22 protein-coding genes are annotated in these 21,233 nt (G+C 67.2%); 6 read left to right on the top strand and 16 right to left on the bottom strand.

Annotation, left to right across the window (positions count from 1 at the left end; all coding sequences use genetic code 11):
* Both NVU01S_RS33410 and NVU01S_RS42765 read left to right on the top strand, forming a co-directional pair.
* Positions 1 to 785, top strand: a 785-nt coding sequence (locus NVU01S_RS33410) for a hypothetical protein (RefSeq protein ID WP_218023640.1), incomplete at its 5' end; no start/stop codon positions are given.
* A gap of 78 nt (positions 786 to 863) precedes the next feature.
* Complete coding sequence (locus tag NVU01S_RS42765) at positions 864 to 1,454, top strand: DUF4232 domain-containing protein (RefSeq protein ID WP_082032158.1); 591 nt, start codon at positions 864 to 866, stop codon at positions 1,452 to 1,454.
* Positions 1,455 to 2,111: 657 nt separating this feature from the next.
* On the opposite strand, the gene NVU01S_RS33400 is transcribed toward NVU01S_RS42765, so the two are convergent.
* The 11 genes from NVU01S_RS33400 to hppD form a co-directional block, all read right to left on the bottom strand.
* Positions 2,112 to 2,594 (bottom strand): hypothetical protein, encoded by a 483-nt coding sequence (locus tag NVU01S_RS33400; RefSeq protein ID WP_043674429.1) that lies wholly within the window; start codon positions 2,592 to 2,594, stop codon positions 2,112 to 2,114.
* A 92-nt stretch (positions 2,595 to 2,686) separates the two neighbouring features.
* Positions 2,687 to 2,986 carry a DUF5615 family PIN-like protein gene (locus NVU01S_RS33395; protein WP_052280849.1) on the bottom strand — a complete coding sequence of 100 codons (300 nt, stop codon included), beginning with the start codon at positions 2,984 to 2,986 and terminating at the stop codon, positions 2,687 to 2,689.
* Positions 2,987 to 3,018: 32 nt separating this feature from the next.
* On the bottom strand, positions 3,019 to 3,237 hold the full coding sequence (locus tag NVU01S_RS33390) for a DUF433 domain-containing protein (protein WP_043674430.1): 219 nt from the start codon (positions 3,235 to 3,237) through the stop codon (positions 3,019 to 3,021).
* Between the two features lie 130 nt (positions 3,238 to 3,367).
* Entirely contained in the window at positions 3,368 to 4,558 is a 1,191-nt protein-coding gene (gene tuf / locus NVU01S_RS33385) for an elongation factor Tu (RefSeq protein ID WP_029901625.1), read from the bottom strand.
* A gap of 115 nt (positions 4,559 to 4,673) precedes the next feature.
* A complete protein-coding gene (gene fusA, locus NVU01S_RS33380) occupies positions 4,674 to 6,776 on the bottom strand; it encodes an elongation factor G (RefSeq protein ID WP_014988438.1) in 2,103 nt (700 codons plus the stop codon).
* A 138-nt stretch (positions 6,777 to 6,914) separates the two neighbouring features.
* On the bottom strand, positions 6,915 to 7,385 hold the full coding sequence (gene rpsG, locus NVU01S_RS33375) for a 30S ribosomal protein S7 (RefSeq protein ID WP_014988439.1): 471 nt from the start codon (positions 7,383 to 7,385) through the stop codon (positions 6,915 to 6,917).
* Position 7,386: 1 nt separating this feature from the next.
* On the bottom strand, positions 7,387 to 7,761 hold the full coding sequence (gene rpsL, locus NVU01S_RS33370; RefSeq protein WP_014353064.1) for a 30S ribosomal protein S12: 375 nt from the start codon (positions 7,759 to 7,761) through the stop codon (positions 7,387 to 7,389).
* A 269-nt stretch (positions 7,762 to 8,030) separates the two neighbouring features.
* Positions 8,031 to 8,579 (bottom strand): DUF3558 domain-containing protein, encoded by a 549-nt coding sequence (locus tag NVU01S_RS33365; RefSeq protein ID WP_043674625.1) that lies wholly within the window; start codon positions 8,577 to 8,579, stop codon positions 8,031 to 8,033.
* 29 nt (positions 8,580 to 8,608) lie between these two features.
* A complete protein-coding gene (locus NVU01S_RS33360; RefSeq protein ID WP_043674433.1) occupies positions 8,609 to 9,136 on the bottom strand; it encodes a DUF3558 domain-containing protein in 528 nt (175 codons plus the stop codon).
* A 50-nt stretch (positions 9,137 to 9,186) separates the two neighbouring features.
* Entirely contained in the window at positions 9,187 to 9,396 is a 210-nt protein-coding gene (locus NVU01S_RS33355; RefSeq protein ID WP_043674434.1) for a hypothetical protein, read from the bottom strand.
* Between the two features lie 67 nt (positions 9,397 to 9,463).
* On the bottom strand, positions 9,464 to 10,690 hold the full coding sequence (gene hppD, locus NVU01S_RS33350; protein WP_244467345.1) for a 4-hydroxyphenylpyruvate dioxygenase: 1,227 nt from the start codon (positions 10,688 to 10,690) through the stop codon (positions 9,464 to 9,466).
* A gap of 171 nt (positions 10,691 to 10,861) precedes the next feature.
* Here hppD and NVU01S_RS33345 point away from each other — a divergent pair, with 171 nt between their 5' ends.
* On the top strand, positions 10,862 to 11,386 hold the full coding sequence (locus NVU01S_RS33345; RefSeq protein WP_043674435.1) for an Lrp/AsnC family transcriptional regulator: 525 nt from the start codon (positions 10,862 to 10,864) through the stop codon (positions 11,384 to 11,386).
* A gap of 10 nt (positions 11,387 to 11,396) precedes the next feature.
* Here NVU01S_RS33345 and NVU01S_RS33340 read toward each other — a convergent pair whose 3' ends face one another.
* Both NVU01S_RS33340 and NVU01S_RS33335 read right to left on the bottom strand, forming a co-directional pair.
* Positions 11,397 to 12,506: a winged helix DNA-binding domain-containing protein gene (locus NVU01S_RS33340; RefSeq protein WP_052280851.1), complete on the bottom strand. Its 1,110-nt coding sequence runs from the start codon at positions 12,504 to 12,506 to the stop codon at positions 11,397 to 11,399.
* Positions 12,507 to 12,559: 53 nt separating this feature from the next.
* Entirely contained in the window at positions 12,560 to 13,534 is a 975-nt protein-coding gene (locus NVU01S_RS33335; RefSeq protein ID WP_043674438.1) for an NADPH:quinone oxidoreductase family protein, read from the bottom strand.
* Between the two features lie 200 nt (positions 13,535 to 13,734).
* On the opposite strand from NVU01S_RS33335, the gene NVU01S_RS33330 reads away from it, so the two are divergent.
* Entirely contained in the window at positions 13,735 to 14,058 is a 324-nt protein-coding gene (locus NVU01S_RS33330) for a type VII secretion target (protein ID WP_042265493.1), read from the top strand.
* Positions 14,055 to 15,185: a transglycosylase SLT domain-containing protein gene (locus NVU01S_RS33325; RefSeq protein WP_043674440.1), complete on the top strand. Its 1,131-nt coding sequence runs from the start codon at positions 14,055 to 14,057 to the stop codon at positions 15,183 to 15,185. Before NVU01S_RS33330 ends, NVU01S_RS33325 begins: the two co-directional genes overlap by 4 nt.
* 9 nt (positions 15,186 to 15,194) lie before the next feature.
* Here NVU01S_RS33325 and NVU01S_RS33320 read toward each other — a convergent pair whose 3' ends face one another.
* The 3 genes from NVU01S_RS33320 to NVU01S_RS33310 are packed head-to-tail and all read right to left on the bottom strand — an operon-like array spanning position 15,195 to position 20,196.
* On the bottom strand, positions 15,195 to 16,400 hold the full coding sequence (locus NVU01S_RS33320; RefSeq protein WP_043674443.1) for a DUF7373 family lipoprotein: 1,206 nt from the start codon (positions 16,398 to 16,400) through the stop codon (positions 15,195 to 15,197).
* Positions 16,400 to 18,343: a serine/threonine-protein kinase gene (locus NVU01S_RS33315; protein ID WP_052280852.1), complete on the bottom strand. Its 1,944-nt coding sequence runs from the start codon at positions 18,341 to 18,343 to the stop codon at positions 16,400 to 16,402. The genes NVU01S_RS33320 and NVU01S_RS33315 overlap by 1 nt, the downstream gene beginning before the upstream one ends.
* Positions 18,343 to 20,196 carry a serine/threonine-protein kinase gene (locus tag NVU01S_RS33310; protein WP_052280853.1) on the bottom strand — a complete coding sequence of 618 codons (1,854 nt, stop codon included), beginning with the start codon at positions 20,194 to 20,196 and terminating at the stop codon, positions 18,343 to 18,345. Before NVU01S_RS33310 ends, NVU01S_RS33315 begins: the two co-directional genes overlap by 1 nt.
* A 250-nt stretch (positions 20,197 to 20,446) precedes the next feature.
* Here NVU01S_RS33310 and NVU01S_RS33305 point away from each other — a divergent pair, with 250 nt between their 5' ends.
* Positions 20,447 to 21,223 carry an acyl-[acyl-carrier-protein] thioesterase gene (locus tag NVU01S_RS33305; RefSeq protein ID WP_043674446.1) on the top strand — a complete coding sequence of 259 codons (777 nt, stop codon included), beginning with the start codon at positions 20,447 to 20,449 and terminating at the stop codon, positions 21,221 to 21,223.
* The last annotated feature ends 10 nt before the right edge of the window (positions 21,224 to 21,233 follow it).

Here is a 21,233-nt window from a genome sequence, read left to right as displayed (position 1 = left end):
GCTCGCGAATCACGAACGCGCGAAGCCGCCCAGACCGCTCGCGAATCACGTATGTGCGAGGCCGCTGGGAGCGCTTGCGAGTCACGGATGTGCGAGGCCGCATTAGGGTGGCGGGCATGCGTATTGCGGCACTGGTTGCCCTTGTCTTGGCGCTCAGCGCCTGCTCCCAGTCCACCACCGGGCGTCCTCAGGCGGCCGATGACCATCCGCCGGCGAAGACGACGACTGCCGCGCCTTCCTCGACAGCGCCCAGTCGCGAAGGGCAGTTGAAGGAGCGCATCGCCTGGGTGCGGGCGGGCAGCGCCGCCGACGTCGGTCAGTATCACTCCGTCACCACCGAGGGCAGGCCCGCCACCGCACTGAACGGCGATATCGCCTTCACCAGTCCGTCCGGCAAGATCAGTTGCATCACCGGGACCGCCTACGGGATCGACGGACTCAACTGTGTCGTCAAACTGAAGAGCCCGATACCGAAGCCCGGCGAAGGTTTCGGCAACTGGGACGGCGGCTACGTCAACTACACCGGCACGAAACTGACAGTCGGCCAATTCCGTGGCGACCCTGGGCTTTTCATCAACGGTAACGGCCAGACGCTGCCCTACGACAGCACCCTCACCTTCGACAACTACACCTGCCGCATCGCGACGAGCGGCCTCACCTGCGTCAACCCGGCCGACCGCAGCGGCGTGCAGATGAGCGACGACGGCATCGTCGCGCTGGGCTGCCTGCGGGAAGTCCCCGCAGCTCAACGCGAAAGCTCGGTCGGCCAAGCCTTCGGCTGCTGAACCACGCCACGGTCCGCTGACCGAACCACCCTGCCCATTCCCCCGCTGGCCCCGGCCCAGCGGGGTTAGGGTGGCGGCATGCGTGGCACCGCATTGGCCCTCCTCGCTGTGGCTCTGCCCCTGACCGCGTGCGGAGCCGATACGCCGGACCGAACCGGCGCTGCCACCACGCCGCCCGCCTCGTCCACGACGCTGCCCCCACCGCCGGCCAGCAGCCCCGCCCCGCCGCTCACGACCGCCCCCGAAGGCATATCGTCCTGCGCCGCAAAAGATCTCACTGTCACCGCGGGCACACCGGACGGCGCCGCAGGCCACGTCTACCTCCCCCTGCGCTTCACCAACACCGGCACCGTCCCCTGCTCCCTCACCGGCTATCCCACGGTCTCACTGGCCGCAGGCACACCCCCGACCCCTGTCGGTCCCCCAGCCGAACCAGACACCGAAAGCACTCTCCCTCAACCACTCACCCTCGCCCCCGGCTCGGCCGCCGCCTCCACCCTCCGCTACACCCAAGCGGGCAACTTCGAATGCGACCGATCCCCCACCACCCACCTACTCGTCGCCCCACCCAACGCCCCCGTCCCCCACCCTCTCCCCTTCACCGCCACCGCCTGCACCAACCCCGCCTACCTCCTCCTCCACCTGACCCACCTCACCCCCGCCCCCTAACCGACCCGGGGAGACGACCATCAACGTCGACATACGCACACTTCAGAATGATTTACACCGCTATCTCGCGAAAGTCAGCGCTGGGCAAACGCTCACCGTCACCGACGACGAGCACCCGATTGCCCACATAGTCCCGGTTCACCCCAACGCCAACTCGGACCAGCCGCGCCCTGAAGCGCGCATCCGACCTGCGCGAACACCCAAACGCCCCGCTCCGGAACCGATCAAGTGTCACGGCTCGATAAGCGACCTGATCGAGCGCCAACGGCGCTAGTCGACAACGCGACTGGGCATACGGTCCGAGAAGTCAGTCGGTGGCTTTCGGGTGTCCGGTGCCCGCATAGACGATCCACACGGTGCGTTGGTCGTCATCTACGAGGTACCAAATTCGGCCGCTGCCCGTGACCTCGTATTGCCATCGCTCCAACGGCACACCTTTCCAGGTCGCAGAGCCGAGCGCGCCTTTGAGCCGATGCTGTCGATCCGGGTTGGCTTTCGCTCGCGGATCGGCTCTGATCACGTCGTAGGCTCGGCGCAGATTGCCTGGCGCCTGGGCAGCCAGCTGTTCCCACCCCGTGCAGGATTCGCTTGTCGCCAAACGGATTTCGAATTCACCGCCGATTGCCGGGGGCGCGGCGCGGTCACCGCGTTTTGGGCTCACAGGTCGGGCTCGGACTCGTCGGGGACCGGGGCCGGACCGAAGTCCCCTTCCGGCTCCTTGACGACCAGTTCGAGCAGCGCGGGATCAGCATAGATCTCCGCGGTGTGCCGCCACTGCGTCAGCAAAGACGCGATGGGGGCGAGGTTTTCCAGAGCTGCGGCGCCCTGCGCTACCGCAACGAGTTCCCGTAAAAACTGGTCCATGTCCGCATCGGGCAGGAACGTCACCCAGGGAACGGCGTCCGGCAGCACGTCACGCACTGCCTCCGCACCGACCCGGCGGATCAATCCGGCCAGCAGACGCGCGGTGAAATCGACGACGGCGCCCTCGGCATCGAGCTGCTCTACCCGCATCAGTGCGAGGTCGCCCGCATCCCGCCGGCGCAGACGCACAGCGCGGACCTGATCCAGCAGCCCAGCCGTCACGGCAGGCTTGTGTAGCAGTTCGCTGAATGGGACCACGTCATACGCCGCACTCATAACATCAACACTACCTCGGATGTTCACGAACGCATGCCGACCCATCCGAAAACGCCGAACGGCGCACCTCCGGAGGAGCGACGCCGCTCGGGTCAGCGCACCTCGATGATCTCTTCGCCGGCTTCGAGCATCTCTACAACCGCGGGGGAGGATGCCGAGGCGCGCATCCAGCAGTACTTTTCTCGAACAGTTCCGATCCTGAGCCACACCACCGCGGGGGCCGGAGTATCGGGTTTGGACTGACCGATCACGATGAAGTCTTCGTCTTTGGTGACGATGACGGCCGCACGGCGCAGCGCCTCACCCCACACCGCATGGTCCGAGGCGGACAACTTGTCGATGTCGCAGACATGTACGGCATCGTGCCCTTCGTTCGTGATAGCGCGGGCCAATGCAGGGGGCGGTTATGCGTCGATGAGGAAACTCAACAGGCTGACCGCAGGATCGGATGATCGATCTCCGCAGCCGCGAACGCCAGGCAGGCGCGAATGTCCTCTAGTTCCAGGTACGGATAGTCAGCGAGGATTGTTTCCTCGCTCTCTCCTGCGGCAAGCATTTCGAGCACATCCTTCACCCTGATCCGCATACCGCGAATACAGGGCCGCCCGCCACACTGGTTCGTGTCGAACGTAATCCTGGACACGGATAGAGCATACCTACGAGGTAGGACCGTGTTCCGCTGGTTTTCAAGGCACGGAAGCGCTCCACCCCCGGAAACGCCGAACGGCGCCGCTCCGGAGGAGCGACGCCGTTCGGGTCAGTGATTCAGGGAATCACTTGATGATCTTCGTGACGCGACCGGCGCCGACGGTGCGGCCACCCTCGCGGATCGCGAAGCGCAGACCCTCGTCCATAGCGACCGGCTGGATCAGCTTGACGGACATCTCGGTGTTGTCACCGGGCATGACCATCTCGGTGCCCTCGGGCAGGGTCACAACGCCCGTCACGTCAGTCGTACGGAAGTAGAACTGCGGACGGTAGTTGTTGAAGAACGGGGTGTGGCGGCCGCCCTCGTCCTTCGACAGGATGTACGCCTGGCCCTCGAACTCGGTGTGCGGGGTGGTGGTGCCCGGCTTCACGACGACCTGGCCACGCTCGACATCTTCGCGCTTGATACCACGAACGAGCAGACCGACGTTGTCGCCCGCCTGGCCCTGATCGAGCAGCTTGCGGAACATCTCGATACCGGTGACGGTGGTCTTGGTGCTCTTCTCGCGGATGCCGACGATCTCGACTTCCTCGTTCACGTTGATGATGCCGCGCTCGACACGACCGGTGACGACGGTGCCACGACCGGTGATGGTGAACACGTCCTCGACGGGCATGAGGAACGGCTTCTCGGTCTCACGGACCGGGTCCGGGATCGACTCGTCGACGGCGTTCATCAGTTCCAGAACCGACTCGGTCCACTTCGGGTCGCCCTCGAGCGCCTTCAGACCGGAGACGCGCACGACCGGCGCATCCTCGTCGAATTCCTGGGCGGCCAGCAGTTCGCGGACCTCCATCTCGACGAGCTCGAGGATTTCCTCGTCGTCGACCATGTCCGACTTGTTCAGCGCGACCAGGATGTAGGGCACGCCGACCTGACGGGCGAGCAGCACGTGCTCACGCGTCTGGGGCATCGGGCCGTCGGTGGCGGCGACCACGAGGATGGCACCGTCCATCTGCGCCGCACCGGTGATCATGTTCTTGATGTAGTCGGCGTGACCCGGCGCGTCGACGTGCGCGTAGTGGCGCTTCTCCGTCTGGTATTCGACGTGGGAGATGTTGATCGTGATACCACGAGCCTTCTCCTCCGGCGCCTTGTCGATCTGATCGAAGGCAAAGCTCTCGTTCAGATCCGGGTACTTGTCAGCCAGCACCTTCGTGATCGCTGCGGTCAGCGTGGTCTTGCCGTGGTCGACGTGACCGATGGTGCCGATGTTGACGTGCGGCTTCGTCCGCTCGAACTTCGCCTTCGCCACTGTGGTGTCCTCCTGGACTTGTTGGTGCGTGCAGTTGCAGCAGTGCGGTTATTACTTGGGGTCGTGCTGACTCCCGGCATCGGGGGCAAGTCTTGCACCTGCCCCCGACTGGGTACTACTCGCCGGTCGCCTTGGCGATGATCTCCTTCGACACGTTGGCCGGAACCTCCGCGTACGAGTTGAACACCATGGAGTAGTTCGCCCGGCCCTGGGTCTTCGACCGCAGGTCACCGATGTAACCGAACATCTCCGAGAGCGGAACCAGCGCCTTGACGACACGGGCACCACTGCGTTCCTCCATGGCCTGGATCTGGCCACGGCGGGAGTTCAGGTCGCCGATCACTTCGCCCATGTAGTCCTCGGGCGTGATGACCTCGACCGCCATCAGCGGTTCGAGAATCACCGGACCGGCTTTACGAGCCGCTTCCTTCAGGGCCTGCGAGCCGGCGATCTTGAACGCCATTTCCGAAGAGTCGACGTCGTGGTAAGCGCCGTCGAGCAGGATGACCTTCAGGTTCACCAGCGGGTAGCCCGCGAGCACACCGTACTGCATGGCGTCCTGCGCACCGGCGTCCACCGAAGGGATGTACTCGCGCGGAACGCGACCACCCGAGACCTTGTTCTCGAACTCGTAGGTCGCGCCGTCCTCGCCGACGAACGGCTCGAGGGCGATGATGACCTTCGCGAACTGGCCGGAGCCACCCGTCTGCTTCTTGTGGGTGAACTCGAGCTTCTCGACCTTCTTGGTGATCGTCTCGCGGTAGGCCACCTGCGGCTTGCCGACGTTCGCCTCGACCTTGAACTCGCGACGCATGCGGTCGACGAGGATGTCGAGGTGGAGCTCGCCCATACCGCCGATGACGGTCTGGCCGGTCTCCTGGTCGAGCTTGACCGAGAAGGTCGGGTCCTCTTCCGAGAGACGCTGGATCGCGGTGCCCAGCTTCTCCTGGTCGGACTTGGTCTTCGGCTCGATGGAGACCTCGATGACCGGGTCCGGGAAGGTCATGGACTCGAGCACGATCTGGTTCTGCGGATCGCAGAGGGTGTCACCGGTGGTGGTGTCCTTCAGGCCGATGACCGCGTAGATGTGGCCGGCCATGGCCTCGCCGACCGGGTTCTCCTTGTTGGAGTGCATCTGGAACAGCTTGCCCAGGCGCTCCTTCTTGCCCTTGGTCGAGTTGATGACCTGGGCACCGGAGTCGACCTTGCCGGAGTACACGCGGACGTAGGTCAGCTTGCCGAAGAAGGGGTGCACGGCGATCTTGAACGCCAGCGCCGCGAACGGCTCCGAGGTGTTCGCGTCGCGGTGGATGACCTCGTCTTCCTTGTTCGGCACATGACCGTCGGTGCCGCCGTCGTCCAGCGGAGTCGGCAGGTAGTCGATCACCGCGTCGAGCATGGGCTGCACGCCCTTGTTCTTGAACGCGGAGCCGCACAGGATCGGGTACAGCTCGGAGTTGACCGTCATCTTGCGGATGGCGCCCTTGATCTCCTCGATCGTGAGCTCCTCGCCGCCGAAGAACTTCTCGAGCAGCGCCTCGTCGGACTCGGCGACGGTCTCCAGCAGTTCCTGACGGTACTGCTCGGCCTTCTCCTTGAGATCGGCCGGGATCTCCTCGACCTCGTACTTCTCGCCGAGCTTGGTCTCGCCCTTCCAGACCTTGGCGTTCATCTCGACCAGGTCGACGATGCCCTCGAAGGTGTCCTCCGCGCCGATCGGCAGCTGGATGACCAGCGGCTTGGCACCGAGGCGGTCCTTGATGGTCTGCACGGTGAAGTAGAAGTCCGCACCGAGCTTGTCCATCTTGTTGACGAAGCAGATTCGCGGCACGTCGTACTTGTCGGCCTGACGCCACACCTGCTCGGACTGCGGCTCGACGCCTTCCTTGCCGTCGAACACCGCAACGGCGCCGTCGAGCACGCGCAGCGACCGCTCCACCTCGACGGTGAAGTCGACGTGCCCGGGGGTGTCGATGATGTTGATCTGGTTGTCGTTCCAGAAGCACGTGGTAGCCGCGGAGGTGATGGTGATACCACGCTCCTGCTCCTGCTCCATCCAGTCCATCGTGGCTGCGCCGTCGTGGACCTCACCGATCTTGTAGGTGATACCGGTGTAGAAGAGGATGCGTTCAGTTGTGGTCGTCTTGCCCGCATCAATGTGGGCCATGATGCCGATGTTGCGGACCTTGTTCAGGTCGGTGAGCACGTCCTGTGCCACGGAAATCTTCCCCGCTCGTAGCTAGTTGGGATTTTCGGGGACGACCCTGTGGTCGTCACTATGTCAACGCCGGCAGCGGCAGGTGAGTGCCGCGGCCGGCTGTGCCTCCCGACCCAATAACAACGGGCCGGGCAGACGTCACCAGCGGTAGTGCGCGAAGGCCCGGTTCGACTCGGCCATCTTGTGGGTGTCTTCGCGACGCTTCACGGAGGCACCGAGACCATTGCTGGCATCGAGCAGCTCGTTGGCGAGACGCTCGACCATGGTCTTCTCGCGACGCGCCCGCGAGAAGTTCACGAGCCAGCGCAGCGCAAGGGTGTTGGCGCGGCCGGGACGAACCTCGACCGGCACCTGGTAGGTGGCGCCACCGACGCGGCGCGGCTTCACCTCGAGCGACGGCTTGACGTTGTCGAGCGCGCGCTTGAGGGTGACGACCGGATCGGTGCCGGTCTTGTCGCGTGCCTGCTCCAGCGCGCCGTAGACGATGCGCTCGGCGGTGGACTTCTTGCCGTCCAGCAGGATCTTGTTGACCAGCTGAGTGACCAGCGGCGAACCGTAAACCGGGTCGTTGATCAGCGGACGCTTGGGTGCGGGGCCCTTGCGTGGCATATCAGCTCTTCTCCTTCTTGGCGCCGTAACGGCTGCGGGCCTGCTTGCGGTTCTTCACACCCTGGGTGTCGAGGGAGCCGCGGATGATCTTGTAGCGCACACCGGGGAGGTCCTTCACACGACCGCCGCGCACGAGCACCATCGAGTGCTCCTGCAGGTTGTGACCCTCGCCGGGGATGTAGGCCGTGACCTCGACCGCGCTGGTCAGGCGAACACGCGCGACCTTACGCAGCGCGGAGTTCGGCTTCTTCGGGGTCGTGGTGTACACGCGGGTGCACACGCCACGACGCTGCGGGCTCCCCTTGAGGGCCGCGGTCTTCGTCTTCGCGACCTTGTCGCGGCGACCCTTGCGGACCAGCTGGTTGATCGTTGGCATAGACCGGCTTTCCTTATTAGTTAACGCGGTGTCTGGAACTTCATGTCTGTTAATCGAGCTTTCACCCGCACGTCCAACCACGTTTCTCGCGTCCCGAGGTCGGGCGTGTCGCGCGCGGCGCAGGGCCCGAATTACGGGCACGCTGGAGGTGTCAGCCGCTTTCGCTGGCCTACGGTCACGCACGAACTTGCCCGCATGCTTCCGGGCACAGCGATCCACGATACTCGTGGCCGCGACACAGGGTCAAAGCGGGGTGTCTGGAGACCCCGTCACCTGGCCAAGTTCAGGGTCAACTCTACGAGTTTCTTCGCGCCCGCGCACGGATCCGGGTGGGCGGATCCCGGGCGGTAGTTGATCCAGAAGCCGATCACACCCTGATCCGCCGCGCCCGCGCTGACGCCGCAGGAGTCCGGATCGTTGGGCCGCCGGATCTCCAGCGCGCGCCGGCCGTCGATGGTGGCGTTGGTAGTGGTGTAGCCGAGTTTGTCGTTGGTCGTCTTCTCGTTGTTCAGCGAACCGATCTCGTACCAGTTCAGCGTGACCATGGCATTGCCGCCCGGTGCGCCCTGCACGTCCCACATGCAGACCGCCCCGTAGAAGGAGGGCTGCGGGAACGCTTCCTTGGCGCCGACGGCGTCGGCGATCTGATCCAGCCGCACCACCTCGCATTCGCGAAGCAGCTTGTCGAACTTGGTGTTCACGGGGTCGCCGGTACCTGAACCGGCCGGGAAAGCCTCCCCGCTGATCGTCTGCCCGCAGCCGGTGGCGGTGGCCGCGATGGTCAACACGGTGGCGGCGGTGAGTATTCCCCGCGTCACGTCACGACGCTGCATTGCCGTCCTCCCCGTCACTTCAGCCGCTGCACGGTCAGCTCGGCGAGTTTGTGCATCCGATCGCACGGATTGCCGGTGGGCGCGAAGACCCCGAACGACATGGACCATTCGAAGAAGTCGTCGTCGAGTTGCACGGCGAGATCGCAGACCGCGCCGCTCGGCTCGAGGGCCTGCCAACCGGGGCGGCCGCCGACGTCGATCGTCTGGGGATTGCGGCCCTGGGTCGACACCCAGGCTTTCTCCCGGGCGATCGGGCTGCCGCGGTAGGAGGCGAACGTGACGCTCGTCGAACCGCTCCCCGCGGACTGCCAATTGCAGCCGACCGAATTCTTCATCGCCTGCGAGATCTGGCCGAGTCCCGCGATATCGCGCACCTCGTCGTCGGTGACACTGCCGCATTCGCCGACGAACGGACCGAGCGTGGCCACCTTCGGCGGCGGACGCAACGGGGTGCTGCTGTCGTCCGAGTCGCCGCCGGAACCACACGCCGTCAGCACCAGAGACAGCACTGCCGCGCAGCCCGCCAACGCCCCTATCCGCATGCCTGCACTCTACCTAGACCGACCGTCTGGACCGGGGACGCGCGAATTCGCTATCCGCCGTCGGGGACGCGCAACTCGTAGGCGTGCCGCGAGTCGATATAGACGCACTGGGCCGGACCCGACTTGTAGCGCGACATGGCGGACAGGCAGTCGTCGAGGGTCGGGTAGTACGTCGGCGCCGGTTCGGCCTGGGCCGTCGTGCCCGCCCCGAGGGCGAGCAGGACGGCCAGCGCGACCGCTGCGGCAGATCGTTCGAGCACTGCGGCCCTCCCCCAACATCCGGCGAATCCACGGAGCGTACTGCCGGATACTCAGGGCCACAACCGATCACAGATTGCCGCGCGCCTCCTGCTCCTTCTCGATCGCCTCGAACAGCGCCTTGAAGTTGCCCTTGCCGAAGCCGAGCGAGCCGTGCCGTTCGATCAGTTCGAAGAAGACGGTGGGCCGGTCGGTGATCGGCTTGGTGAAGATCTGCAGCAGGTAGCCGTCCTCGTCACGGTCGACCAGGATGCCCCGGCTCTTGAGTTCTTCGACCGGGACGCGGACGCGGCCGATCCGGGCCCGCAACTCCGGGTCGTCGTAGTAACTGTCGGGGGCGTCGAGGAATTCGACGCCTTCCCGGCGCAGCGCGTCGACGCAGGCGAGGATGTCGCCGGTGGCGAGCGCGATGTGCTGCACGCCGGGGCCGCGATAGAACTCGAGGTACTCGTCGATCTGCGAACGCTTCTTGGCGACCGCGGGCTCGTTCAGCGGGAACTTCACCCGGTGATTGCCGTTGGCGACGACCTTGCTCATCAGCGCCGAGTACTCGGTGGCGATATCGTCGCCGACGAATTCGGCCATGTTCGTGAAACCCATGACGCGGCGGTAGAACTCGACCCACTCGTCCATCTGGCCGAGCTCGACATTGCCGACGACGTGGTCGACGGCCTGGAACAGCCGCTTCGGGGCGCCCTCGCGCGGCTGGTAGCCGGCCTTGCGAGTGACGTAGCCCGGCAGATACGGGCCGGTGTAGCCGGAACGGTCGACCAGGGTGTGCCGGGTCTCGCCGTAGGTGGCCAGCGCCGCGCTGCGGACGGTGCCGAATTCGTCTGTGTCGTCATGGGGTTCGACGAGGACGGTGGCGCCGTGGGTGCGCGCCCATTCGACGCAGCGGTCCACATCGGGCACCTCGAGCGCGATGTCGACGACGCCGTCGCCGTGCCGATCGTGGTGACCGACCAGCGGGCTGTCCGGGTCGACCGCGCCCTTGACCACGAAGCGCGCGCTGCCGCTGCGCAGGACATAGGCCTTGTGATCACGGTTGCCGGTCTCGGGACCGGAGTAGGCCTCCAGGCGCATGCCGAAGGCGGATTCCAGATAGTGCGCGGTCTGCGTCGCGTTGCCGACAACCCAGACGAGGGCGTCCCAGCCGATCACGGGGAACGGATCGGCGCTGCTGTCGTGATCGACGAGGCCGACGAGCTTGCGCAGCTCGCTGTCGGTGGGGGCCGTGCTGGTCAGGTCATCGGCGGGCGTGCTGGACCGGGCGTTCGGCAGGTGCTCGATGGTCATGCCACAAGTAATCGTCAGGCCTGCTCGATAGGCAACAGCGGCCAATTTCGATAGACACTGTGGCGAATTCGGCTAGGAAGTACCCCTGAATGCTGGACAATTTGAATAGCACCAAGACGCTGGTGCTCATCCCGGCTGGAAGCCCAGCCCGTGCTCGGAACGGAGGCCGACATGTCGCGCACGCCGGCGAAACTGGACGAACTCGATCTCGCGATCCTCACCGCGATGCATGAATACCAGAAGGCGGGGATTCTCGAATTGTCCCGCCGGACGCGGGTGGCCCGGGCGACCGTGCAGTCCAGGATCGGGCGGATGGAGGAGGCGGGCATCATCGCCTCCTACGACCCGCAGATCGATGTCACCGCAGCGGGTTTCGACGTGCAGGCGTTCGTCACGCTGGAGATCGCGCAGGGTGCGCTGGACGCCGTCGCGGCCGAACTCGACGCGATACCGGGGGTGCTGGAGGCCTACGCGACCACCGGCTCGGGCGACGTGTGGTGCCGGATCGGCGCGGATTCGCACGCGGGCCTGCAAACGGTGTTGCTGAGCATCGACCGGACCTCCTCGGTGGTGCGCTCGCACAGCGTCATCGTGTTGTCCACAGTGGTGCCGATGCGCACGCTGCCGCTGCTGCGCACCCTCGACCCGGCAGGGACGACGAAGGCGCCCGCCTATCGCGTGACACCGGAGAAGTAGCGGCCGGTGCTCAGGGCCGCAGATCGGCGTCCACGTCCAGGATTTCCACCCGGGGCTCCTTGTCCGCCTCCATGAAGCCCAGCAGCGCATGGCTTTCCGCGTCCACGGCGGTCCGCTCGGCCTTGGTCCACTTGCGGGTGGGGCTGATGCGCAGGCGGGCCGCGCCGGACTCCACGAAGATCTTGTACAGCCCGGCGAGGTAACCGTCGACCAGCACCGGCGCCACCGCGGCGGCGAAGCGGCGCAGATGCGGCGCGTCGCCGTCGGGCACGATCCTGGTCCGGTCCTGGTGCGAGAGCACGGCGTTGTCGTACCAGCCGAGCAGGCGCACGGGGGCGGGCAGGTCCGGATCGGCCAGGACACCGTCGGCGACATCGTAGAGCGTGCGGCCGCGCTCGTCGGTGTAGGTCCGCACCCGATCGCCGAGCTGCTCGATCGCCTGCTTCATGCCGAGCATCTTCGACCAGGTCTGCATGTCCATGGTGCTGGCCGGGCCGAATGCGCGCAGATAGCGGAACAGCAACTCCGCCAACGGATAAGCCGGATCGAGCGGCTTGCCCAGCCATGGCTCGACCCGCGACCAGATCGGCCTGCTGCTGTCCTTCCACTTGCCGCGCGGCGGAGTCTGCAGCACCGGCAACTGATAGAGCCAGGTCTGCACGACCATGCCGGGATTGCGGTCGGGATAGATCTTTTCGGCCGCCGCGCGCAGGGCGGCGGCCGACATCGGCTCGTCACCGAGCACCCGTTCGCCGTGCGCGCGGACCTCGTCGGGATCCAGGCCGACCATCGCGCCGTAGTTGAAACCCTTTCGGAACGGCACCTTTTCGAGCTCGGGCTGGATATGCGGCGCGATCCGCAGCGCGTCGGGCGGCGTCACCAGGTGAATGGTGCCGCGCATCAACGTGATTCGGACCAGCGAGCGGTCCTCCAGCCCGGTGGACACCGTCGCCGGATCGAAATCCGCGATGCGACTCCACAGCGCGACGAACGGCGGCGGCGAATCCTGCGCCTGCAGGCCGACGAGGTGGTCGCACATCTCGGGCACCGACAGCGACGAGCGCGCCAGCAGGTGCTGCCGGGCCAGCAGCGTTCGGTTCAAGGTCCGGTTGGACAGCATTCTCGGCATTCCAGGAGGTGCGTGGGAGGCAACGGCGTGCTTCGTCGCGCGGATCAGCGCAGCGTGACCACGACCTTGCCGGTCGCGGTGCGGTTGTCCAGCGAGGCCACCGCCTCGGCCGCGCGCGCCAGCGGGTACAGCACCGGCTGCGGCGGCGCGATCTTGCCGGTCGCCAGCAACGGCTCCACCTCGGCCCACTGCTCGGCCAGATAGCCGGGATGGGTCATCACCCATTCGCCCCAGGCGGCACCGGTCACCTCGACGTTCTTGAGCAGCAAACGATTCACCTTCACGGTGGGGATCTCGCCCGCGGTGAAGCCGACCACCAGCAACCGGCCCGCGGAGGCGAGCGAGCGGATGCTGTCGGTGAACCGGTCACCACCCACCGGGTCGAGCACGATGTCCACCCCGCGCCCGCCCGTCAGCTCCTTGACCGCGGCGAGCCAGCCGTCGGTGAGCACGACGTCGGTCGCGCCGTTCGCGCGCGCCACCTCGGCCTTGGCCTCGGTGCTGACCACCGCGATCACCCGGCCCGCGCCGAGCGCGGCCGCCATCCGCAGGGTCGAGGTGCCGATGCCGCCCGCGGCGCCGTGCACCAGCACCGTCTCGCCCGCGGCCAGCCTGCCGCGGTTGCGCAGGCAGAAGTGCACGGTGAGATCGTTGAACAGGATGCCGGCGCCCGCTTCGAGCGAAACGTTGTCCGGCAGGCGGAACACCATCTGCGCGGGCGCCACGGCGACCTCGCCCATGGCATTGCCGAGCAATGTCAGCGCGACCACCCGGTCACCGGCCCGCACGTGCGCGTCCGCGGGGGCCTCGCGCACGATGCCCGCCACCTCGCCGCCGACCACGAAGGGCAGTTCGGGCTTCATCTGATAGAGCCCGCGGGTCATCAGCACATCGGGAAACGCGACACCGGCCGCGTGCACGTCGATCACCACGCCGCCCGGATAGGCCGCGGGCTCCGGAATGTCCACGATCTCGATGGACTCCGGTCCCTCGAGCTTGCTGACCTGGGCTGCGCGCATCTGCCGACCTCTCTGTCCTGGCATCGGCTCGTCCGGCGCCGACGCCGCCGTGATCAACATAACTGACGCCGCGGTAGGTAGTCCTTTTTCGCGACCACCCGACCGATGGCAGGACTGCCGACCTGCTGTTCGGCAGCCGTGCGGACCAGTCGATTTTGCTATGCTGACCGCGACCTACGGTCGGGCGGGAAGGGGGACTCATGGTCGAACGTAATCAGCCACCTGCGACGAACATGCAGGTCGATCCGGAGGCGCTGCGCTCGTTCGCGCAAACCCTCGGCACCGAGTCGACCGAAGTCGGCGGTCTCAATGCGGGCAGCGCGTTCACCGGCGCGGCCGCCGCGCTGCCCGGCACCGAGTTCGGCGCCGCGGCCAACCAGGCCAACGATGTCGTCAACCGCTGTCTGCAGCGGATCGGCAGCAGGCTCACCACCCTCGCGGACACCATGCACAACGCCGCGGGCAAATACGAACTGGCCGAAGACGATTTCGCCGCGAAACTCCGCGCGATCGGACTGTCATGACGCTCAGCATCACCGATATCGAGAGCTGGCAGCCGGACCAGCTCACCGTCGCGGGCGACCACGCGGGCACGATCTCGTCGGGTCTCGACACCGCGGTCGGCAAGGGTTCCTCGGCCACCGCCGCCCTCGCGGAGACGAAGAAGTGGTCGGGTAACGCAGGCGCCGCGGCGAATACGCGCATGGACACCGAGAAGACCCGGGCCTCCGCGGTGAGCGCCGCCCTGCTGGAGCTGAAAACGGCCTTCACCGCTCAGGTGACCAACCTGACCGAAGCGAAAACCAAGGTCCTGCGGCTGCGCGACGACGCCGTGAACCAGCAGCCGCCCTTCGATGTCCAGGCCAACGGCACCGTCACCGCGGACACTCGCATCGCGGCACTGCGCGAACACGCCGACAAGGCGAACGTCGAGAACCTCGTCCTCGACGAAACCCTCGCCGCCGCGACCCGCACCTGGGACCTGACCAACGCGCTGAAATCCGCCGAAACCGTGGCGGGACAAGCGAAGACGCAGGTGGACACGGCCGTCGGCAAGCTGGAACAGGCCTTCACGGGCCTCGGCGATCCGGGTGCGAACGTCGCCGCACCGCCGGTCGACACCGCGCCCGCGAGCGTCGCGGCGCCGGTGACCAGCAAGCCGTCCTCGAACGGGTCGAGCTACCTGACCAGCGGCACGCACAACAATGGCAGCGGATCTTCCTCGGGGAGTCCTTACACCGGCAGCTATTCCGGCGGTCCGAGTTCGAGCGCGCCGACCGGCCCGATGCCGAGCGGCGATGTCGCGAAATGGATCGCCGAAGCCAAGCAGAAACTCATCGAAATGGGTTACAAGCCCGAGGATATCGATGAGCGCGCGATCGCGCTGATCATCCAGCACGAGTCCAGCGGTAATCCGTACGCGGAGAATCGCACCGATATCAACTGGATCAACGGGCACCCGTCGAAGGGGCTCATGCAAACGATCGACAGCACGTTCAACGCGTACAAAGCACCCGGGCACGGCGATATCTGGAATCCGGTGGACAACATCATCGCCGGCGTCCGCTATTCCATCGACACCTACGGCTCGGTCACGAATGTCCCCGGCGTGGTGGCGGTCAACTCCGGAAGTGCCTACCGCGGTTACTGATACCGGCGCTCAGCGGGTATTCGCGAATAGCGCGTACTGGGCCGCCGCGCGCTGCTGAGTGTCCAACAGCTGCTGGCCGATGATCAGTGCGGCGTATTCGTGGTAGGCGACGAAACACCTGAACTGCGCGCTCTTGGTCACGTTGTAGCTCTGCAGGCACAGCGCGTCGGGAACGTCTTCCGGCGGATCGAACGCGCGCCGGTCGGCCGGGCTGTCCAATTCCACTGATTCCGTGACGAATTGCTTGGCCGCGGCCGCGTCGCGGGTACGGAAGACGAAAACGCTCGGCGTCATCGCGACGCGATCGACACCGGCCCGCCGCAACACCGGATAGCGCCCGGACTGATCGAGAATGTAATTGAGATATCCGCGCAAGGTCAGCACGACCTCGCCCTGGCCGTCGGGTTGCGGCACCGTCCCGCCGGGATGCAGCGCACGGGTCAGCACGCGATCCGGATCCTGCTGCAGCGTGCCGAACTGGGTGGTCGGCGTCGGCGTGAACCGGTCCAGCGCAGGCAGTTCCGCGTCCAGATATTTCTGGGTGATGCCGATCAGCCGGGTCAGATCCGTGGTACGCGCATCGGCCAGCGTGCTGATCACGAATACCCCGTGCGCGGTCGTGCTGCCGAGGGTGGGGACCGCGGGCCGCCAATGTGCGCCGGAGTCCGGGTATTTCGGCAGCTGAACGGCGGCGTTCTCCGGACTGAGTGCGAAGTCGACCGCGTTCATCTCCGCCGCGGCGGCTTTCGCCGCGTCCTTGTCCCGGAATCGCAGCACGGTGACGGTGAGCCCTTCGCGTTCGCGACTGCCCTCCGTCGCACGCGTCAACGGGAGCACCGCATCGGCCGAACCCGTGGAGAACCCGACGACGAAGCCGTGATTCTGCAGCACCGGCAGGACCGGCTCGGCGAGATAGCTGGTCAAGGTCTCGGGGCCGGTGTGCACCTGCGCCGAGGCGCCCGCCGAGTACTTGTCGTCCACCTCGTGCGGGCTCATCACGGCGTCGGCCAGCCGCACGCCTTCCAGCCGGGCATAGCCGACGGGATCCAGGCTCGGCGCGATCCTCGGCACCGCCGTCGGATAGCCGCCGACATCGAATTTGCGGGTGTCCGCCTCACCGGGCAACGCGGTCCCGTGCACGTCGCCGCAGCCGCAGAGCGCGAACAGGGCGACACACGCCAGCGCCAGCCCGCGCGAGATCGAGGCGCCCCGCATCAGCGCACCACCGGCAGATTGCCCATGATGTTGCGCAGAATCTCCTGCGCGGCAAGACATTTGAACTCCGGATGCGCCGCCATGGCCGGATTCTCCACCTGCACCGTCACCACTTCCGCTGTTCCCTCCCGACCGGGCCGGTACACCGCCTGCCGAACACAGGCGGGTGCGCTCTGCTCCTGCTCGTCGATGTTCACGATGTTGCCACCACCGAGGTCGATCACGATCGGTTTGGGCGTCTCCGCGGGCGGCGCGGTCCGCTCCAGCCGGACCGCCACCGTGTTTCCCCCGGCCCACTTGCAGGAGTGCAACGTGTCGGCATCGCCACGCAACTGACGGCCGATGCTGAGTTTCGCGACGTCGACGTCCACCAGTGCGCACGGATCGAGCCGGGCCAGCGACCGGCGCACGTCGGGCAGTTTCGGTCCGCCGCCTGCGAGGCGCGGCGCGAACCGCGTCACGGCTTCGTCGGCCACCGAGCACAGTGTGTCCGCGGAACCGGCGCCCTGCACCCTGGCGACGACGGCGAACTGCGGTTCGGTCGCGGCGGGCAGCAGCGCGCGCCCGCAGCTGCCGTCCGGCGCTGCGGTATCCCGCAGCACCGGTGCGCCGTCCACCGTTGCGCCGGTTTCCACGAAACCTTCGGTTCGCGCGATATCGAGGCTGAATTGATAGCCACCGGCCGCCGCACCGCACGTGCCCCACCGGGTGGAGAGCGGCTTCTGCGTCCAATCGCCCAGCGCGGGCACCAGCGGTTCCTTCATCGCCGCGCAGAGATCGACCGCGCGCAACTTGGTCAGGTTGAGCGCACCCAGCGAATTCGCCTGCGGCGCAGTCGGTTCCTCGTCACCGCCCCAGGTGATCGCGCCGGCCACCACGGCGACGACCAGCAGCGCGGCACCGGCCAGCGCGCCGATCCGCAGCCGGGCCCGGCGTCGTCGCTCGTCGGTGATCCTGGCCGCGGCGACGAGTTGGCCCAGGCGCGTATCGAAGTCACCGCCCGGCTGGGTGGGCGGGGCGGCCGCACCGACGGTGGTGAACTGTGTCGCCTCGGGATCGGACCGCAATGCCGACAGTTCCGCGTCCTGTCGCCGGATCGCGTCGTGCACGGCGGCAGGCCACAGCGCGCCGCCGGTCCGCACGCCACCGAGGAAGTCCAGCATCTGGCCGGGCGTCGGCCGTGCCTGCGGATCCTTGGCCAGGCACGGTTCGACCAGCGCGCGGACCTCGGCGGGCAGGCCGGTCAGATCGGGATCGACGTGCACGATGTTGTACAGCGTGGTCGGCAACGACGAGCCCGCGAACGGGCTCGCCCCGCCCGCCGCCATGGCGAGCACCGCGCCGAGGGAGAAGATATCGCTGGCGGGGGTCAACGGCAGTGATTCGGCCTGCTCCGGCGACATGAACGCGGGCGAACCGATGATCGATCCGGTCCCGGTCAGCTCCGAACGGCCCTCGGCCGCACGCGCGATACCGAAATCGATCACGCGCGGCCCGTCCTCGGCCAGAATGACGTTGGCGGGCTTGAGATCCCGGTGGATCAGCCCGACTCCGTGAATCGCGTGCAAGGCCGAGGCCAACCCGACAGCCAGGGTCCGGATCTGGTCGGTATCGAGCGGGCCGTACTCCTTCACCGCCTTGTCGAGCGGCACGCCCGGCACGAATACCGAGGCCAGCCAGGGCATTTCGGAATCGACGTCGAAATCCACGACGGCGGCGGTGAACGCGCCCGACACCCGCGTCGAGGTCTGCACCTCGCGCCGGAAACGCGGCAGGAAATCCGCCTCGTCCACCAGGTGCGCATGCACCTGCTTGATGGCGACCAGGCGGCCGTCGGGTCCGACGCCGAGCAGCACCCGGCCCATCGCCCCGGCTCCGAGCTCGCCGAGCAGCCGGTACCGGCCGATCTGCGTCGGGTCTGCGGGCTCCAGGCGCGTCACCATCAGGACCTCCTCACTGCGTCGACAACTCCGGTCAGGACGGCTTCGGTAGTGGCACAGGCGGTATCGGCCGGCGTGCCCGCGGACGGACGCGCCGAGACGACGATCAGGTCGCCGCGGCCCCCGACGGTGGACCGCACCAGGTGAACCGTCACGCAGGTGCCGTCCTGATCGATGCGGCGGGCCGAGTCGAAGTCGCCGAGTTTGCCACCATCGACGAACAGTGTGGTGTATTTCGGGTCGGTATCGACGCGCTTCGCCTCGGTGAGCCGCACCGTGAGTTCGGTGGTCGCTCCGGCCCAGGTGCAGGTGTGCACGTCTCCCGGCGTGGCACGGACGCCGGAGCCGAGTTGCGCGTCGAGGATGCCGGGCGCCACGGCGGCGCACGGATCCATCCGGACCACCGAGGGATCGGGCAGTTTCGCCTGCGGCGGATCCAGGACGAGCCGGGTGGCAACGGCTTTCAGGACTTCGGTCGCCGACCCGCACGAATCACGTTCGGCCGCACTGATCGTCACCTCGACCCCGACCGGGGCCCCGTCGCGCGCGGCGAGCGCGCGGCCGCACGAGCCGGTCTCCGCCGTGGTGTCCAGCACGGTCCGGCCCGCGACCTGTTCGGACAGCGGTTTGCCGGACGTCACCGGGGTGCCGACCCGCACGCGCATCCTGGTCTGCCTGCCGTCCAACTCGATGAATCTGGTTTCGCAGACCGCTGATTCGGTCGGCTCGGCTTCGACCGGCTGCCCCAGGCCGCCGACCACGTCGGGACCGAGTAGCGCACACGTGTCGATGAGCCGCAGCTGCGCGTCGGAAAGGTCCAGCGTGCGATGCGCCAGTGGATCGGGCGTGCTCGGCGGGTCCTCCCGGCTGAGCAGTACGCCGGTGACCGCGCCCGCGGCCGCCAAGACCAGGACAGCCACGGCCGCAAGCCAGGTGCGGCCACGCCGGGGCGGCTCGGCCGCCGGATCCCCACCCGCAGCCGCCCAGCGGTCGGCTTCGGCGCGGTCCCGGGTGATCTGCTGCCGCACTGCGCCAGGCCAACCGGACCGGGCGGGCATCGTCGCCACCGCGTCGATCAGCTGGCGCGGCGTCGGCCGGTGCAGCGGATTCTTGTCCAGGCATGCCTCGACGACCGGGCGCAGCACCGGCGGGATCCGGCTGGTGTCCGGCCGGTCGTGCACCACGTTGTACAGCGTCTGCGGAGCCGACGCGCCGAGGAACGGGCTGTCCCCGGTCGCAGCCAGGTACAGCATCGCGCCCACCGAGAAAACGTCACTGGCGGTGCTGAGTTCGAGGCCGGAGGCCTGTTCCGGCGACATGTACGCCGGCGAGCCGACGAGCGTGCCGGTGGTGGTGAGCTGGACATCGGCCGCCAGCGCCCGGGCGATGCCGAAGTCGATCACCCGCGGACCGTCCTCGGCCAGCAGCACATTCGTGGGTTTGAGGTCGCGGTGGATCATGCCCGCGCGATGGATCTCGAGGAGCGCGGATCCGAGTCCGGCGGCGAGCAGGCGCAATCCACCCAGGGGCAACGGGCCGTGCTGATCCACGGCCTCGCGCAAGGCCGGACCCGGCACGAAAACCGAGGCCAGCCAAGGATCCTCGGCGTCGGGGTCGGCGTCCATGACGGCCGCGGTGTAGGCCCCGGTGACCCGTTGGGACGCTTGGACTTCCAAGCGGAAGCGGGCGCGGAACTCGGCATTCCTGGCGAGGTGGCGGTGGATCATCTTGACCGCGACCAGGCGTCCGTCGGGGGCGCGCCCGAGCAGTACCCGACCCATCGCACCCTGGCCGATGACGGCGATCAACTGGTGCCGCCCCGCCGTGCGCGGGTCGTGCGGGCCGAGCGGTCTCACCGTGCGTCCTCCCCTGAAATGCTTGCCCCGGGATCGTACCGGCGCCGGTGCGAGGCGTCCCCACGAGCGGAATCCGGCCGCGATCCGTGTCGCCGATCGCGGCGAAGCGACCTGGTAGGACCCGTTTTCCCCGGTACTCGCCACAGCACTGACGCACTCGGCGCGCTGGTGTGACCTACACCCCCGTAAAGTCGTCTCAGAACAGCACCACACGAAGAACGCGGCACCCCGTGCAGCGCGAGGAGCACCAGTGTCACTCGATCAGCCACTCGCCCCGCTTCCCCAGGAGGGCATCGGCTTTGCCTCGGCGTGGCCCATCCGGGCGGGCGATGTGGACCCCTACGACCGGCTGCGGTTCGACGCCATCGCCCGCTATCTGCAGGACATCGCCTGGGAGAACCTGCACAAGACATTTCTGCACCACTCCGATCCGAACTGGATCGTGCGGCGCACGGTGATCGACGTCATCCGGCCGATCCTGTGGCCGGAGGAAGTACAGCTGCTGCGCTGGTGCTCGGCGATGTCGACCCGCTGGGCGAATATGCGCGTCCGGGTGACCAGCGGCAACGGCGGGCTGATCGAGACCGAGGGCTTCTGGATCAACATCAGCGAACTGACCCAGCGACCCGCCCGGATCAGCGATGAGGGCCTCGCTTACCTGGCCCAGAGCACCCAGGAACATCGGCTGCGCTGGCGGCCGTACCTCACCGACACCACCCCGATCGAATCCGACACCGATATGCCGTTTCCGGTGCGGGCCACCGATATCGACCAGTACAACCACGTCAACAACGCCTGTTACTGGCAGGCGGTGGAGCAGTTCCTGGTCGAGTACCCGAAGCTGCTGGCAGGCCCGCATCGCGCGGTGATCGAGTACGTCGCGCCGGTGCTCGCCCGCCAGCACGTCACCGTGCGCAGCCGCTACGAGCCCGGCGACCGGACCGGACGGCCGGTGCTGCGGCTGTGGTTCGTGGTCGGCGGCACCACCACCACGGTCGTGCGCATCATGCCGCTGCCGCCGGAATAGCCCGCGCGAC

Origin of the sequence: Nocardia vulneris, assembly GCF_001613425.1 — a bacterium.
GTDB lineage: Bacteria > Actinomycetota > Actinomycetes > Mycobacteriales > Mycobacteriaceae > Nocardia > Nocardia vulneris.
This window is presented reverse-complemented; position numbering and strand designations above follow the sequence as displayed.

Excerpts from the sequence above, each read along its gene's own strand:
- NVU01S_RS33330 (WP_042265493.1), top strand. The coding sequence starts at position 13,735 with ATGGTCGAACGTAATCAGCCACCTGCGACGAACATGCAGGTCGATCCG.
- NVU01S_RS33325 (WP_043674440.1), top strand. The coding sequence starts at position 14,055 with ATGACGCTCAGCATCACCGATATCGAGAGCTGGCAGCCGGACCAGCTC.
- NVU01S_RS33400 (WP_043674429.1), bottom strand. The coding sequence starts at position 2,594 with ATGAGTGCGGCGTATGACGTGGTCCCATTCAGCGAACTGCTACACAAG.
- rpsG (WP_014988439.1), bottom strand. The coding sequence starts at position 7,385 with ATGCCACGCAAGGGCCCCGCACCCAAGCGTCCGCTGATCAACGACCCG.
- hppD (WP_244467345.1), bottom strand. The coding sequence starts at position 10,690 with ATGACCATCGAGCACCTGCCGAACGCCCGGTCCAGCACGCCCGCCGAT.
- NVU01S_RS33315 (WP_052280852.1), bottom strand. The coding sequence starts at position 18,343 with ATGGTGACGCGCCTGGAGCCCGCAGACCCGACGCAGATCGGCCGGTAC.
- NVU01S_RS33320 (WP_043674443.1), bottom strand. The coding sequence starts at position 16,400 with ATGCGGGGCGCCTCGATCTCGCGCGGGCTGGCGCTGGCGTGTGTCGCC.
- NVU01S_RS42765 (WP_082032158.1), top strand. The coding sequence starts at position 864 with ATGCGTGGCACCGCATTGGCCCTCCTCGCTGTGGCTCTGCCCCTGACC.
- NVU01S_RS33335 (WP_043674438.1), bottom strand. The coding sequence starts at position 13,534 with ATGCGCGCAGCCCAGGTCAGCAAGCTCGAGGGACCGGAGTCCATCGAG.
- rpsL (WP_014353064.1), bottom strand. The coding sequence starts at position 7,761 with ATGCCAACGATCAACCAGCTGGTCCGCAAGGGTCGCCGCGACAAGGTC.
- NVU01S_RS33345 (WP_043674435.1), top strand. The coding sequence starts at position 10,862 with ATGTCGCGCACGCCGGCGAAACTGGACGAACTCGATCTCGCGATCCTC.
- NVU01S_RS33340 (WP_052280851.1), bottom strand. The coding sequence starts at position 12,506 with ATGCTGTCCAACCGGACCTTGAACCGAACGCTGCTGGCCCGGCAGCAC.
- NVU01S_RS33360 (WP_043674433.1), bottom strand. The coding sequence starts at position 9,136 with ATGCGGATAGGGGCGTTGGCGGGCTGCGCGGCAGTGCTGTCTCTGGTG.